The sequence below is a fragment of the Sphaerisporangium sp. B11E5 genome, assembly GCF_039871875.1.
Classification (GTDB): domain Bacteria; phylum Actinomycetota; class Actinomycetes; order Streptosporangiales; family Streptosporangiaceae; genus Sphaerisporangium.
The window spans coordinates 49,289-63,604 of record NZ_JBDPMD010000010.1 but is presented as its reverse complement, the minus strand read 5'-3'; the positions used below and the strand labels follow the sequence as shown (position 1 = coordinate 63,604).

12 protein-coding genes are annotated in these 14,316 nt (G+C 73.5%); 4 read left to right on the top strand and 8 right to left on the bottom strand.

The features are described from left to right. Nucleotides 1-306 precede the first annotated feature (306 nt). Both ABGB17_RS12745 and ABGB17_RS12740 read left to right on the top strand, forming a co-directional pair. Nucleotides 307-2,289, top strand: a complete 1,983-nt coding sequence (locus ABGB17_RS12745; RefSeq protein WP_347628808.1) for a cellulase family glycosylhydrolase — start codon at nucleotides 307-309, stop codon at nucleotides 2,287-2,289. A 340-nt stretch (nucleotides 2,290-2,629) separates the two neighbouring features. After that, the gene (locus tag ABGB17_RS12740; RefSeq protein WP_347628806.1) at nucleotides 2,630-3,802 is read left to right on the top strand and encodes a low temperature requirement protein A; all 1,173 of its coding nucleotides are present in this window, start codon (nucleotides 2,630-2,632) and stop codon (nucleotides 3,800-3,802) included. Here ABGB17_RS12740 and ABGB17_RS12735 read toward each other — a convergent pair. Beyond that, complete coding sequence (locus ABGB17_RS12735) at nucleotides 3,768-5,102, bottom strand: HAMP domain-containing sensor histidine kinase (RefSeq protein ID WP_347628804.1); 1,335 nt, start codon at nucleotides 5,100-5,102, stop codon at nucleotides 3,768-3,770. The two genes, ABGB17_RS12740 and ABGB17_RS12735, sit on opposite strands and share 35 nt — an antisense overlap. After that, nucleotides 5,099-5,761, bottom strand: coding sequence for a response regulator transcription factor (locus ABGB17_RS12730; protein WP_347628802.1), 663 nt, complete (start codon nucleotides 5,759-5,761; stop codon nucleotides 5,099-5,101). The genes ABGB17_RS12735 and ABGB17_RS12730 overlap by 4 nt, the downstream gene beginning before the upstream one ends. Before the next feature lie 105 nt (nucleotides 5,762-5,866). Here ABGB17_RS12730 and ABGB17_RS12725 point away from each other — a divergent pair, with 105 nt between their 5' ends. Then, nucleotides 5,867-6,190 carry a hypothetical protein gene (locus ABGB17_RS12725; protein WP_347628800.1) on the top strand — a complete coding sequence of 108 codons (324 nt, stop codon included), beginning with the start codon at nucleotides 5,867-5,869 and terminating at the stop codon, nucleotides 6,188-6,190. A 49-nt stretch (nucleotides 6,191-6,239) separates the two neighbouring features. On the opposite strand, the gene ABGB17_RS12720 is transcribed toward ABGB17_RS12725, so the two are convergent. The 4 genes from ABGB17_RS12720 to ABGB17_RS12705 all read right to left on the bottom strand — a co-directional run bounded on the left by ABGB17_RS12720 (nucleotide 6,240) and on the right by ABGB17_RS12705 (nucleotide 9,636). Beyond that, entirely contained in the window at nucleotides 6,240-6,809 is a 570-nt protein-coding gene (locus ABGB17_RS12720) for a dihydrofolate reductase family protein (protein WP_347628798.1), read from the bottom strand. Nucleotides 6,810-6,943: 134 nt separating this feature from the next. Beyond that, nucleotides 6,944-7,894 (bottom strand): non-homologous end-joining DNA ligase, encoded by a 951-nt coding sequence (ligD, locus tag ABGB17_RS12715; RefSeq protein WP_347628796.1) that lies wholly within the window; start codon nucleotides 7,892-7,894, stop codon nucleotides 6,944-6,946. Nucleotides 7,895-7,970: 76 nt separating this feature from the next. Next, nucleotides 7,971-9,134, bottom strand: a complete 1,164-nt coding sequence (locus ABGB17_RS12710) for a globin domain-containing protein (RefSeq protein ID WP_347628794.1) — start codon at nucleotides 9,132-9,134, stop codon at nucleotides 7,971-7,973. A gap of 76 nt (nucleotides 9,135-9,210) precedes the next feature. After that, nucleotides 9,211-9,636: an Rrf2 family transcriptional regulator gene (locus tag ABGB17_RS12705; RefSeq protein WP_347628792.1), complete on the bottom strand. Its 426-nt coding sequence runs from the start codon at nucleotides 9,634-9,636 to the stop codon at nucleotides 9,211-9,213. A gap of 191 nt (nucleotides 9,637-9,827) precedes the next feature. On the opposite strand from ABGB17_RS12705, the gene ABGB17_RS12700 reads away from it, so the two are divergent. Next, complete coding sequence (locus ABGB17_RS12700; RefSeq protein ID WP_347628790.1) at nucleotides 9,828-12,542, top strand: AAA family ATPase; 2,715 nt, start codon at nucleotides 9,828-9,830, stop codon at nucleotides 12,540-12,542. A 93-nt stretch (nucleotides 12,543-12,635) separates the two neighbouring features. On the opposite strand, the gene ABGB17_RS12695 is transcribed toward ABGB17_RS12700, so the two are convergent. Both ABGB17_RS12695 and ABGB17_RS12690 read right to left on the bottom strand, forming a co-directional pair. After that, nucleotides 12,636-13,331 (bottom strand): AfsR/SARP family transcriptional regulator, encoded by a 696-nt coding sequence (locus ABGB17_RS12695; RefSeq protein ID WP_347628788.1) that lies wholly within the window; start codon nucleotides 13,329-13,331, stop codon nucleotides 12,636-12,638. Nucleotides 13,332-13,610: 279 nt separating this feature from the next. Continuing rightward, nucleotides 13,611-14,291: a M15 family metallopeptidase gene (locus ABGB17_RS12690; RefSeq protein ID WP_347628786.1), complete on the bottom strand. Its 681-nt coding sequence runs from the start codon at nucleotides 14,289-14,291 to the stop codon at nucleotides 13,611-13,613. Nucleotides 14,292-14,316: the final 25 nt, after the last annotated feature.

The following is a 14,316-nucleotide window of genomic DNA, read 5'->3' as shown; positions in this document are numbered from 1 at the left end:
ACGCCTGCGAGATCCCGGTAACAGGGCGCGGGTGTTTTCGGCGACACGGCGTTGACACCGTTGTCAGGGCGGCCGTACGGTCACCGTACTTAAGCGGTTCATAAACATGCACCCTCCCACCCCCTGACAGGAGGAGGAAGCTAGTGAACAAGCGTATGGCGGCCGCGTTCCGGCCACGGCATGTGTGACCGCGAAGACCTGGGACGAGTTCACCGTCGCCTCGACAAGCTCAGGGCCGACGGCGTGAAGGTCGCCATGCACCGGGCGACGCCGACTGGGCCGATCCACCCCCTCAAGGAGCACACCGTGCACGTCAAGCCCGGAAGATCGGGGATAACGCTGATCACCGTGGTGATCGCACTACTGGCCGGGCTGCTCGCCGCTCCCGGCGCGGCGGGAGCCCACACCGGCGGCGACGGCTTCGTCACCCGTCACGGCGCCGGCCTCATGCTGGACGGCAAGCCGTTCCGGTTCGCCGGCACCAACAACTACTACCTCGGGTACCGCTCCGCGGCGATGGTGGACGACGTGTTCGCCCGGGCCAGGGCCGCCGACCTGCGCGTCCTGCGGATCTGGGGCTTCCTGGACATCGGCAACCAGGACGGCAGCAACTCGGTGCACCACATCGAGAACGGCGTCTACTTCCAGTACTGGGACGGCACGCGGCCCGCGTACAACGACGGCGCCACCGGCCTTGAGCACCTGGACTACGTGCTGAAGAAGGCCAAGGAGTCCGGCGTCAAGCTCGTGGTGCCGTTCGTCAACAACTGGGCGGACTTCGGGGGCATCGACCAGTACGTGCGCTGGGCCGGGGGCGCGTACCACGACGAGTTCTACACCGACGCCCGCATCCGCGGCTGGTACAAGGACTGGATCAGCCACCTGCTCAACCGCCGCAACACCCTGACCGGCGTGCTCTACAAGGACGACCCCACCGTCATGGCGTGGGAGCTCGGCAACGAGCCGCGCTGCAAGGGCTCCGGCGTCTACCCGACCTCCTCCACCTGCACCCCGGCCGTGCTCACCGCGTGGGCCGACGAGATGTCCCGGCACGTCAAGTCCGTGGACCGCAGGCACCTGGTCGCGGTGGGCGACGAGGGGTTCTACTGCGTCCCGGGGGCCGCCGACTGGACCGAGAACTGCAACGAGGGTGTGGACACCGTGGCGTTCGCCCGGCTCCCCACGATCGACTACATGTCGATGCACCTCTACCCGGACGGCTGGGGCAAGGACGCCGCGTGGGGCACCGAGTGGATCCGGCGGCACAACGCCGACGCCCGGCGCGTCGGCAAGCCCGTGGTGCTCGGCGAGTTCGGCTTCCGCGACAAGACCATCCGGAACCCCGTGTACCAGCAGTGGCTGGACGCCGTGGTGCGCGGCACCGACGGCTTCATGTACTGGATGCTCGCCGGCACCCAGGACGACGGCACCCTGTACCCCGACTACGACGGGTTCACGGTGTACTGCCCGAGCCCGGTCTGCCGGACCATGACCAACGCCGCGTCGATCCTGCGCGGACGGCCCGCGTCGTTCCCGCCCGTCGCCGACCACGACCAGGTCACCACCGCGTTCGGCGTGCCCGTCACCGTCACCGTCACCGCCAACGACATCGCCTACGGCGCCACGGTCCGCCCCGCCACGGTGGACCTGGACCCGGCGGCGGCCGGGCGGCAGGCCGAGCTGACCGTCACGGGCGGGCGGCTCACCGCGGCGGCGAGCGGCGCGGTGACGTTCACGCCCGCCGAGGGGTACAGCGGCCGCACCGTCGTGCCGTACACCGTGCGCGACAGCCGCGACCGCGTGTCCGGCCCCGCGCAGCTCACCGTCATCGTGCAGCCGGACCCCGGGGCGGCGATCAAGCTGTTCTCCTTCGAGGACGGCGTGCAGGGCTGGGCGCCGGGCAACTGGCAGACCGACCCCGGCACCGTCGCGCAGTCCGATCAGAACGCCACCGACGGCACGCACAGCCTGCTCGTCGACTCCACCGCCGGTGCGTGGTTCGGCGCGAGCTTCCCCGAGCCGGTGAACCTGTCGGCCAAGAGCACCCTGAAGTACGACCTGCGCACCGGCGCCGCGGGCACCTCCACCAGCGTCGCCTTCCAGGTGGGCTCGGGCTGGACCTGGTGCCAGTCCACGTGGGGCTGGCAGAACCCCGGCACCGCGGGCACCGTCGAGATCGACCTCACCACGGCCCTGTCCTGCACGATCGAGGACCTGTCGGACGTGCGCGGGTTCCTCATCTGGTTCAGCACCGGGGACTTCCACCTGGACAACGTGCGGGCGGAATGACATCGGGCCGATGAATCGCAGCAAGAAAGCTGATTTCTGAACGTTTCTGAAATCCCGTGCACGAAAGTCCACCCGTGTGGTGGCGGTCGGCGCCGCCACCACACGTTCCTGTGCACCAGGCCATGAAATGGCGACGCCATCCGACGGTAGGGCCTGGTGACTTAACTGATTAAGCGCTTGACTCGGCGGCGAGGGCCCGCGGCCCCTCCTCGGCCAGGCGCGCCATGCCCACCCCTCCGCATGGCGCGCCACCGGCCGTCCCCTCCGGCCTCCCACGCGGCTCCCCAGCAGGACGAACGGTGCTTTACTCGACTGTCACGTTGTCTGCCGGGAGAAGCCGATGAGTGAGACGTCCACGGTGGGACGCCGGCCGGTCTGGCGCGTCGCCATGGTGGGACGCGACCCGGGGGAGGGGCACCGCGCCGCCACGCCCCTTGAGCTGCTGTTCGACCTGTGTTTCGTGGTCGCGGTGGCCCAGGCGGCGGCGAGCCTGCACCACGCCCTCGCCGAGAACCACATCGGGGCGGGGATCGCCGGGTACGCCATGGTGTTCTTCGCCGTGTGGTGGGCCTGGATGAACTTCACCTGGTTCGCCTCGGCGTACGACACCGACGACGTCCTGTACCGCCTGCTCGCCCTGGTGCAGATCGGCGGCGTGCTGGTGCTCGCGGCGGGCGTGCCGCGGGCGTTCGAGACGCAGGACTTCGGGCTGGTGACCCTCGGTTACGTGGTGATGCGCCTCGCCATGGTGGCCCTGTGGCTGCGGGCCGCGCGCGAGGACCCGGCACGCGGGCGGATCGCGTACCGCTACGCCGCCGGCATCACCGTCGTGCAGGCCGGGTGGGTCGCCCGGCAGGCGCTCGGCGAGTCCGTGGGGCCGGTCGCGTTCGTGGTGCTGGTGGCCGCCGAGCTGGCCGTCCCGCTGTGGGCCGAGCGGTCGCTGGCCACCACCTGGCACTCCAGCCACATCGCCGAGCGTTACGGCCTGCTGACCATCATCGTGCTCGGCGAGTCCATCCTGTCGGCGACCATCGCCGTGCAGGCCGGGCTGGACGGCGACGCCACCACCGGTGCGATGCTCACCGTCGCGCTCAGCGGTCTCGTGATCGTCTTCTCCATGTGGTGGCTGTACTTCGCCCACCCCGCCGAGGGCATCCTCACCTCGAACCGCGTCTCCTTCCCCTGGGGCTACGGCCACTACCTGATCTTCGCCTCGGCCGCCGCCGTCGGGGCCGGTCTCGCGGTGTCCGTGGACCACGTCTCCGGGAAGGCCCACCTCGGGGGCACCGCCGCCGCCGCGTCCCTGAGCGTCCCCGTGGCGGTGTTCGTGCTCAGCCTGTGGCTGGTGCACGTCCGCCCGCACCGCCCGGGGCCGCTGGTCACCACGACTTTCGCCGCCGCGCCCCTGCTGGTCCTCGCGGCCCCGTTCACGCCGTTCCCCCTGCCGGCGACGGCACTGGTCATGGCCGTGCTCACCGTCATGTGCGGCAGGGGAACCGCACGGACACCGTGAGGCCGCCCCCGGGGTTGGCGGCGGCGGTGAGTTCGGCGTCGTGGGCCTGCGCGACCGCCTGGATGATCGCCATGCCGAGCCCCTGGCCGTCCTGGTGGGTGCGCGGGCGGGCGCGGACGAACGGCTCGAACAGGTGGTGGACGGTGCCGGGGTCCACCGGCGTGCCGGTGTTGCGTACGGTGAGCGTGGCGCCGGTCAGGGACACCTCGGCCTGGCCCCCGGTGTGGTTGTGCCGGACGGCGTTCACCAGCAGGTTGTCCGCCAGCCTCCCGAGCAGCTCGGGGTCGCCGGTGACCTTGGCCGGGTCCAGCCGCGCCCGCACCGCGACGCCGCGCCGCTCGGCCTCCGCGCCGGCCCGCTCCACGGCTTCCCGCACCACCCCGGCCAGGTCCACCTCGCGCCGTTCGACGCCCCCGTAGTCGGCGCGGGCCAGCGTCAGCAGCGCCTCCACGATCCGTTCGCCGCGCTCGTTCACGGTGAGCAGCTTGCCTGTCAGCTCGCGCACGTCGCACCGGTCCGGATACGCCGTGGCGACCTCCAAGATGGCCCGGCTCGTGGCGAGCGGGGTGAGCAGCTCGTGCGACGCGTTCGCCGCGAACCGCCGCTGCGCCTCGAACGCCGCCTCCAGCCGGGCCAGCATGCCGTCCACGGTGTCGGCGAGCCTCTTGACGTCGTCGTCCGGCCCGCTCAGCCCCACCCGCTGGTGCAGGTTCCCCGCCGCGATCCGCCCGGCGGTCTCCGTGATCCGGTTGATCGGCGCCAGCGCCCGCCCCGCCATCACCCGCCCCGCGATCAGCGCCGGCACCCCGCACACGACCAGCGCGATCGCCGACACAAGCGCCATGCGGGCCACCGAGGGCGCCGCGGGCACCGCGGGCTCCGTGGGTGCCGTCGGCGTCGGGGGCATCGGGGGCATCGGGGGCATCGGCGGCATCCCCGGGGTCGGCGGCGCCCCCGTCGGAAACTCCACCGGCGGGAGGGGCGCGGTGGGCGGCACGGCGAAGTTCCGCAGCAGCCAGTACACGCAGGCCAGCAGCACGACCCCGACCACGACGAACGACGCCGAGTAGACGAGCGTCAGCCTGACCCGGATCGGCAACGAGGGGAACACCGTGAAGCCACGCCGCCTTCGCCCGGCACCGGCCCCGGAACCGTGCCGTCCGGTGTCCCGGTCGCCGGCCACGGGGCCGGTTCCGGGACCGGGCCGTCCGGCGTCGGCCACGGGGCCGGTCCCGGGATCGCGCCGTCCGGTGTCCCGGTCCCCGTCGCCCGCCGTGGACGGGCCGGTGTGCGGGGTCATCGGGGTGCCATGCGGTAGCCGACCCCGACCTCGGTGTGGATGATCGGCGGGTCGCCCAGTTTGCGGCGCAGGCCGTGCAGGGTGATGCGGACGGCGCCGGTGAACGGGTCGGCGTTCTCGTCCCAGGCCTTCTCCAGCAGCGTCTCGGCGCTCACGACGCCGCCGGCCGCCGTCATCAGGATCTCCAGTACGGCGAACTCCTTGCGGGTGAGCCGGACCTCCCGGCCGTCCCGCGCGACCTCCCGCAGGTGCGGGTCGAGCCGCACGCCCGCGTGCTCCAGGACCGGGGGGCGCGCCGGGCCCGCCCGGCGGTGCAGGGCGCGGACGCGGGCGATCAGCTCGGCCAGGCGGAACGGCTTGGTCACGTAGTCGTCGGCGCCGAGGCCGAAGCCCCGCAGGGTGTCCGTCAGTTCGCGCGCGGCGGTCAGCATCAGGATGCGGCTCGGGCTGCCCGACTCCACCATGGCCCGGCACACCTCGTCCCCGTGCACCACCGGCAGGTCACGGTCGAGCACCACCACGTCGTACGCGTGCACCGTCACCCGCTCGAGCGCCGCCGCCCCGTCGTGCACCACGTCCACGGCCATCGCCTCGTGCCGCAGCCCGGTCGCCACCGCCTCGGCCAGCAACCGCTCGTCCTCCACCACCAGCACCCGCACGGCGTCCCCTTCCGGTCACACCTCCATGGTGGCCGCCGGGGTGTTCGGCCGGTGTTTCCCCGGCACCGAACACCCGCGAAACACCGTGTCCGTCCCAATGGACCCATGAACGAACGAGACCAAGCACTGATCGTCACGGTACTCACCGCCGCCGGCCTGCTCGTCGGCGGCGCCGTCTACGCCGCGGCCCTGGAGGACGACGCCTGTCCCACCGCCACCCGCCTCACCAAGGCCGTACGCCCCCCGGCGCCCCCCGCCCCGCCGGCCCCGCCCGGCCCCGTTCCCGCCCCTCCGGGTGGCGTCTGGGACGCCGCGCCCGCCGCACCGGCGGCACCGGCGGCACCGGCGGCCCATCTCGACGCCGCCGGGGACGGCACGGATACCCCGCTGTGCACCGTCCCCGAGCCTCCGCTCCCGCCGGGCGACTGACCTCATGGCCGTACGGCGTGCGCCTCCCGCCGTACGGCCACCCGGTTGCTCACCCCTGGGCCGCCGGCCGGTACCGGGACACCACGGTCGTGCCGTCGCACACGACCGTCTCCATGAGCTCCAGCCCGACCCGGTCCTCCGGCCGCGCGAAGAGCGGCTTGCCGCCGCCGAGCAGCAGCGGATGCACCCCGATGTGGTACTCGTCGATCAGCCCGAGCGCCGTGAGGGCCGTCGCGAGGCCGGCGCCGCCCGTCAGCAGCAGGTCCGCGCCGTCCTGTGCCTTCAGCTCCGCGACCTCCCGGGCGAGGTCCTTCCCGATCACGGTGGCCCCCCACTCGGCGCTCTCGAGCGTCCGCGAGGCCACGACCTTGGGCGTCTTCCGCCAGATCGGGGCGAACCGCAAGTCGTGCTCGTGGTCCGAGATCGACTCGGCCTTCGGCCAGTAGAACGACATCATCTCCCACACCACCCGCCCGTACAGGAAGGTGTCGGCCCGCTCGACCAGCCCGAACGAGTACTCCGACAGCTCCGGCCCCATCCGCGGCCAGTCGAACTCCCCGGCCGGTCCCTCGATGAACCCGTCGACCGACGTGTGCACCCAGTAAACGATCTTCCGCATCGCCAAGCTCCTTCCGCCCCCGGTGGAGGCTCCCGGAGGTGCCCCATCGGGCACCCTCACCCGGCAGTCGGAGCCACACGCGCCTCCTCGACATCACGCGCGGAACTTTTTCCGAAGAAATCCACGCGGCCCGCTCAGCCGCGCCGCGCCCTGGCCCGCCGTTTGCCCTCGTGCATCGCCTGCACCCGGGCCACCGGGATCGTGTGCCCCTCCGCCACCAGGTCCTGTGGCAGCTCCTGCGCCTCGGGCATGTGCTCGGCCCAGGGGTCGCCGTCCCCGAGGGCCCGCACGGCGGTGTGGATGGTGAAGTCCCCCGGTGTGACCGACTCCAGCTCGTCCCAGCCCACCGGGAACGACACCGGCACGCCGGGCCGGATGCGCGGGCTGTAGGCCGCCACCACGGTCGCCCCGCCCGCCCGTGTCGAGTCCAGGAACACCTTGCCCTCGCGGTCCTCCCTGATGAACGCCGTGGTGGCGAGCGCCGGGTCGATCCGCTCGGCCCGCGCCGCGAGCGCCCGGGTGGCCGCGGCGACGTCCTCGATGGCCGCCCGCGCCGTCACCGGGACGAACACGTGCACGCCTTTGGCGCCCGACGTCTTGACCGCCCCGGCGAGACCGCAGTCCTGGAGCGCCTGCCGGACCAGCCCGGCGGCCCGGACCACGACGCCGAACGCCTCACCCTCCGGCGGGTCCAGATCGAGGATCATGTGGGTGACGTGGTCGAGCCGGTCCGCGGTCGCCAGCGCCGGGTGGTACTCGACGGCCCGCTGGTTCGCGAACCACAACAACGACCGCCGGTCGTCGCACAACGCGTACGAGATCTCCCGCCGCGACGACTCCGCCCACACCGTCACCGTGCGCAACCACTCGGGCGCGTACTTCGGCACGTTCTTCTGCATGAAGGGCTCCTGACCCTCCCGCACCCGCATGACGGACAGCGGCCGGCCACGCAACACCGGCAGGAGGCGGTCCCGCACCGCGTCCACGTACTCGACCAGATCTCTCTTGGTGGCCCCCGCCCCGTCGAACACCGGCTTGTCCAGATTGGTCAGCGAGACCCCGTCCCGCACCTCGTCACTGCCCATACCTCACCATCCCACGCACCCCGTCCCCGGCGCAGCGGCCCGAGGGGGCCCCGGCGTGACGCCGGGGCCCCGGAGATCAGGCTCCGGCCGGCACGGGCAGCCGCCACTGTTCCGAGCCGAACACCTCGTAGCGGATGCGGTCGTCGGGCAGGCCGCGGCGGCGCAGGCCCGAGCGGACCTCACGCATGAACGGGAGGGGGCCGCAGAGGTAGACGTCCGCGTCCGGGTGCAGCGGGATCACGTCGGTGTCGACGCGGCCGGTGAGGGCGTCGGGGACGCCGGCGGGCCGTTCGTACCAGACGAGGCTGCGGAAGGACCGCAGGCGGGAGCCGCTGGCCCTCATGTCCGCGCGCAGCGGGTGGCGCTCGGGGCCGCGGTCGGCGTGCACCGCCGTGACGTCGCGGGCCGGCTGGGAACGCGCGACGTGGTCGAGGATCGCGGCCATCGGCGTGATGCCGACACCCGCGCTGACCAGCACGAGCGGCGTGTCGCCGTCCTTCAGGGTGAGCGCGCCGTAGGGACGGCTCAGCCGCAGCCGGTCCCCGGTGCCCACGTGGTCGTGCAGGTAGCCGGAGACCACGCCGTCCGGGGTGCCCCCGGCGCCGCGCACCCGGCGCACGGTGATCCGCAGGGTGCCGCCGGTGGCGGCCTGCGAGATCGTGTACTGCCGCGACTGGCGTGTGCCGTCGGGCAGCGCGGCGGCGACGGTGACGTACTGGCCGGGCCGGAAGGCCGGGGCGGGCCCGCCGTCGGCCGGGGTGAGGATGAACGACACCGTGTCGTGCGCCTCCTCCACCCGGCTCGCCACGACGTGCTCGCGCCACGGGTCGGCGCCGTCCACCCCGGCTTCGGCGTACAGGCGGGCCTCCCTGCCGATGAGCCGGGCCGCGAACAGCCAGTACACCTCGTCCCAGGCGGCCGCGACCGCCGGGGTGACCGCGTCGCCGAGCACCGCGCGGACCGCCCCCAGCAGGTACCTGCCGACCACCGTGTACTGCTCGGGGCGTATCCCGAGCGCGCAGTGCCGCTGCGCGACGCGCTCGGCGATCTGGTCGATGACCGAGGCGTCCGGCCCCGCGCCGGCCAGGTGCGCGGCGAACGCGGCGACCGCCCCGGCGAGGGCGTGCCGCTGCTCGCCCGTCGCCTGCGCGCTGCGGCTGAACAGGTCGAGCAGCTCGGGGTTCTCCCCGAGCATGGTGTCGTAGAAGACGCCGGAGATGGTGTCGAGATGTTCTGCCACGACGGGCAGGGTCGCCCCGACGACCGGGACGCTGGTAGCGGACAACATTGTTTTTCCCCCGAAAGAGCGGACGAGATCAGCCGCCGAGGCTCAGCAGCACCTGCCGGGCCGGTGGCGCGGTGAGGTCCTCGACCGTGATCGGGTCGAGGCTGACGTAGAACGCCTCCTGGGCCCGCCGCAGGGCTCCCCGCAGGCGGCATCCCTGGTTGAGCGGGCAGACCGGGTCGCCGTCGCAGTCGACGACCTCGGCCGCGCCCTCCAGCTCACGGACCAGCTTCCCGATCGAGGCGGTACGCCCCGCCGCCGACAGCCGCACGCCGCCGCCGCGCCCGCGCACGGTCTCCAGCACCCCGAGGTGCTGCAGCCGCTGCACGACCTTGGCCAGATGGTGACGCGGCACGGCGAGACGCCCGGCCAGCTCGTCGATGGTGAACAGATCGTCACGGGCCGCGCCGAGCATGAGGACGCGGAGCCCGATGTCCGTTGAGCGATTCAGGCGCACACGGCGACCGTAACACAAAGAGGACTCTGAGAGTCCTGTTTGTGGGGCATGTCACCCCGGGCCCTGGATCGGCGATCGCGCAGGTCGGCCATTTACTACTAAATTCCGATGGGTTGTGAAGGTAAATTGGGTGGGCGGCGTGGTCCGTGCGCGATCCCACCGCGGTGTGGCCAGGGGAGGCACTTGCGAAGATGACCGTCACCACTTCTCACAGCGGGCCCGGGGGTACCGCCGTCGTCCGGCGCTCCGACTACGACCGCCTGTCCCGTCTCGTCCACGCCGCCCGCGACCGGTGCGGCGCCGTCGCCGAGCTGGCCGGCGACCCGGGGACCGGCAAGACGTGGCTGCTCACCGCCCTGGCGGGACAGGTGCGCCGCGACGGCGGCACCGTGTTGCGGGGACGCTGCACCGAGGCCGAGACCGAGGTGCCGTTCCACCCCTTCGTCCACGCCTTCGGAGCCTGGCGCGGCGAGGGCGGCAGGATCATGCCGGAGGCCGCGGCCCTCCTCGACACGCTCGGCGCGACCGCCGGCACCGACACGATGCCGTCCACCGGGCGCCGCCGGCTCCACGCCGCCGCGCGCGCCGCCCTCGGGGACTGTCTCGCCGCCGCGCCCGGCCAGATCGTGCTGCTGCTCGACGACTTCCACTGGGCCGACCCGTCCTCGGTGCAGCTCGTGGAGTCGCTGGTGCGCCGCCCCATGGAGGGGCCGCTCGCCCTGGTGGTCGCGCACCGGCCCCGGCAGGTGCCCGTCCGGCTGCGGTCGGTGCTCGAACACGGCGCCGAGCTCGGCACCGTCGGGCCGGTGCGGCTCGGGCCGCTCACGCCCGCCCAGTCCGCGGCCCTGCTCGGCGACTCGGGTGCCGAGCCGGGTGCCGTGCGGCGGCTGCACGAACGGGGAGCGGGCAACCCGCTCTACATCGCCGCCCTCGCCGCCCCCGGCGCCGGCCCGGACGACACCGGGCCGTGGGCACACGGCAGCCTCTCCGCCCGCCTGCTCGTGGAGACCGAGTCACTTCCCGCCGACGCCCGCACCGTGCTGCACGCGGCGGCCGTCCTCGGCGAGGTGTTCGACGTGGAATCGGCCGCGGAGGTCGCCCAGGTGGACCGCGACGTGACGTGCCGGCTGCTCACCGGCCTGCGGGGGAGGGACCTCGTCCGGTACGCCGGGAGCGACCCCGGCGCCCTCGCGTTCCGGCATCCGCTGGTGTGGCGCGCCGTGTACGACGCCATCGACACCTGCTGGCGGGCCTCGGCGCACCGCCGCGCCATGGCCCGCCTGGCGCGGACCGGCGCCGCCCCCACGCGCCTCGCCTGGCACGTCGAGCGGTCCGGCGTGGAGACACAGCCGTCCGACGCCGCGGTGCTCGCCGCGGCGGCGCACGACGCGCTGCACGCCGGCCGTCCGGCAGAGGCGGCGCACTGGGCCGGCGCGGCCCTGCGGCTGCGCCGCGCGACCGGCGACGCCGTGCCGGAGCCCGGGTTGTGGCAGCCGGTGGTGCGGGCGCTGGCGGCCACCGGGGACGCCGGGGGCATCCGGGGGCTGGGCCGTGACGTCCTCGGCGGGTGGGGGGCGCGGGGCGGGGTGGCCCGCGCCGAGGCCGTGGCGTTCCTGGCCACCGTCATGGCGGCGGTGGGGCACGGCGAGGAGGCCCTCGGCGTCATCGCGGCCGAGCTGGGTGGCGCGCACGGCGCCGATCCCGTCACCCGGGCGTCGCTGCTCGGGCAGGCCCAGCTCGTCAAGGTGATCGCCGGGGCGGTGCCGGCCCGCAGCGACGTCGAGGCGCTGGCGCGGCACGCGGAGCACGAGGACCCGGTGACCCGCGGCGGCAGGCTCGCCCTGGCCGGCATGTGCGCCGCGATCACCGGGGACACCTGCGGCGCCGAGGCCCCGCTCCGGCAGGCCGCCCGCGTGCTCGCCCCCGGCGGCGCCGCCCGCCCCGCCACGCCCCGGGAGACCGGTCACCTGCTGGTGCTGAGCTGGGCCGAGGTCATGATGGGCTGGTACGAGGACGGCCGCGCCCACGCCGAGCGCGCCCTGACGGCCGCGCGCGAACGCGGGGACGTCCACGTGCTGCCCATGCTGCTCAACACGCTCGGCTACCTGCACCACCAGCGCGGGCGCACGGCCGACGCCCTCGATCTCACCCTGGAGGCCAGGGCCACCGCCCACAAGATCGGCCGGTCCGACCATGTGGGTCTCGCCGACGCGGTGACCGCCGCCGCGTGGGCCGGCCAGGGCCGTCCCACCATGGCGCGGCACGCGGCGCCGCATCCGCTGCCGCCGTCCATCACCACGCCGCTCAGCGCGCTGCTGTTCGCCGAGGCCGCGCTCGCCGGGGGCGATCCGCACCAGGCCATGGCGCTGCTGCCGCCCGGCGGCGACGTCAAGGTGCCCGTGCTCGCGGCCCGGTGCCACGAGCTGCTCGCCGCCGCGTGCCTGCGGGCCGGCGCCGACACCGGCGACCGCGTCGAGGAGTGGGCGGAACGGGCCGTGACGGCGGCCGCCGCCGTCGGCCTGCCCGAGGCGGGCGGCCACGCGCTGCTGGCCCGCGGCCACGCCCTCAGCCGCGCGCAGCGGTGGGACGAGGCCGCTCGAAGCTACGAACAGGCCCTCGGCCTGCTCGGCGACGCCGGCCCCGCCGCGACGCGGGCCCGCGGCCACCTGCGCGCCGCCACCCGCGGCGGCGTCCAGGGCGCCCCCAACGGCCTCGGCGGCCTCACCGTGCGCGAACGCCAGGTCGCCGACCTCGCCGGCGAGGGCCTGAAGACCAAGGACATCGCCGAACGCCTCCGCATCAGCCCCCGCACGGTGGACGTCCACCTCACCCGCGTCTACACCAAACTGGGCGTCACCTCCCGCGCCGCCCTGGCCCGCCTCCTGGCGGGCGCCACCACAGGCTGATCGCGCGCCGGACGGCGGGTGGCACGCGCGGGCGGCCGGAGACAGCGGAGGAGTCGTCCCGTGGACACCCCGGTGCCGCCGTCCCGGGTGCGGTCAGCTCGCGGCCGGGAGGTCGAGGAGCTGGTCGGAGGTCAGGATCGCGTGGTGCAGGCGCCGCAGCGACGGGCACGGCTGCACCCCGAGCTCCGCATTGAGCACCCGGTGCGCCGACCGGTACACCTCCAGCGCGTCCGCCTGCCGCTCCGACCGGTACAGCGCCAGCATCAGGTGCCGGTAGAGGGACTCGCGCAACGGATACTGCGCGATCAGCGTGTTGAGCGGCCCGATCACCTCCCGGTGCCGGCCGAGGGCGTTGCGCGCCTCGATCGAGAACTCCAGGCAGTCCAGCCGTTCCGCCTCGGCCCACGCCGCGAAGGCGCTCAGCACCGGCCCCTCCGCGCGGTCCTCCAGCACCGGCCCCCGCATCAGCGCCAGCCCCTTGTCGAACTCCGCCAGCGCCTCCGCGTACCGCCCCGCCGGCAGCAGGGCCCGCCCATGCTCGACGGCCCGCTGGAACTCGGCCACGTCGTACCCGGCCCCCTTCAACCGCAGCACGTACCCGTGGGCCTTGGTGACGATCGCCGACCGGTCCCCGGCCGCCGCAAGGAACTTCCGCAACTGGGAGATGTACACATGCATCGCCGCCGAAGCGCAGCGGGGCGGATGATCCCCCCACAACTCGGTGACGATCTGTTCCTTGGTCGTGACCCGCTCCGCCCTGACGAGCAGCGTGGCCAGCGTCATCTCCATCTTGGGAGCGCTCAGCGTATGAGACTCCCGGCCGTCGAGAACACGAATCGGCCCAAGCAGTTCGTAGCGCATCGGCACCTCATGCGACTGGGGTGGACAGGAGCTCCGCTCACGCGGAGGCCGTACCGTCCACCCTGTTCGCCGGATGGGGCCCGCACATCAGAGAAATTACCTACATGAAGGTAATCAACATGTTTCGCGGATCCATCGCTCAGACGCGGCGCGGCACCAACGACGCCCCCGTGCGTCGCTCACGCCGCCGGACGAGTCCCTTTCCCGCTATCTCGTCGCACTCTCCGAGAATTCGTTTCCGAACGTGGCGGGCCCGAACCGGGCGTGGGGCGCTCCCACGACGAAGGCCCAGTAGCGGTCGCCGTAGGACCAGTGCCACCACTCCGTGGGGTAGTTCACGAAACCGGTGGCGGTCAGGGCGTCGATCAGGATTCGCCGGTTGGCCCTCGCCTCGTCGGGGATCAACGGCGACCTCGTGAAGCACTCCTCGCCGTACTCGGGGGGTGTGGCGTTGACCTCCGTGCCCATGGGCAGTTCCGTGCCGTCCGCGGTGCACAGCGTGACGTCGACCGCCCCGCCTGCCACGTGCGGCGCCACGTCGGGCGGTGAGACGTACTTGCCCGCCTCGGTGCGCAGCCGCTTCTCCGTCCAGCCGGGGTGGGCGCGCCGCATCCGGGCCATGCAGTTGACGAAGTAGCTCTCCTGCAGGGTGTAGGGGCGGAAGCCCTCCACCAGGAGCAGCCGCAGGCCGCGGGGGAGCTGGGTCTGCGCGGCGGTCAGCCGGTCGGCGACGCTGAGCCGGACGTGTGCGTAGGCGCCCGCCAGGTCGGCCAGCCGCGTGTCGACCCGGATGATCTTCTCCTCCCGCAGGTCGACGAGGGGCTCACCGCATTCCTTCAGGGGCATCGCGGCGATTCGCGGGTCGGACAGAAGTACGTGCTGCGCCATATGGGCCCTCCGTGGGGCGTTATAG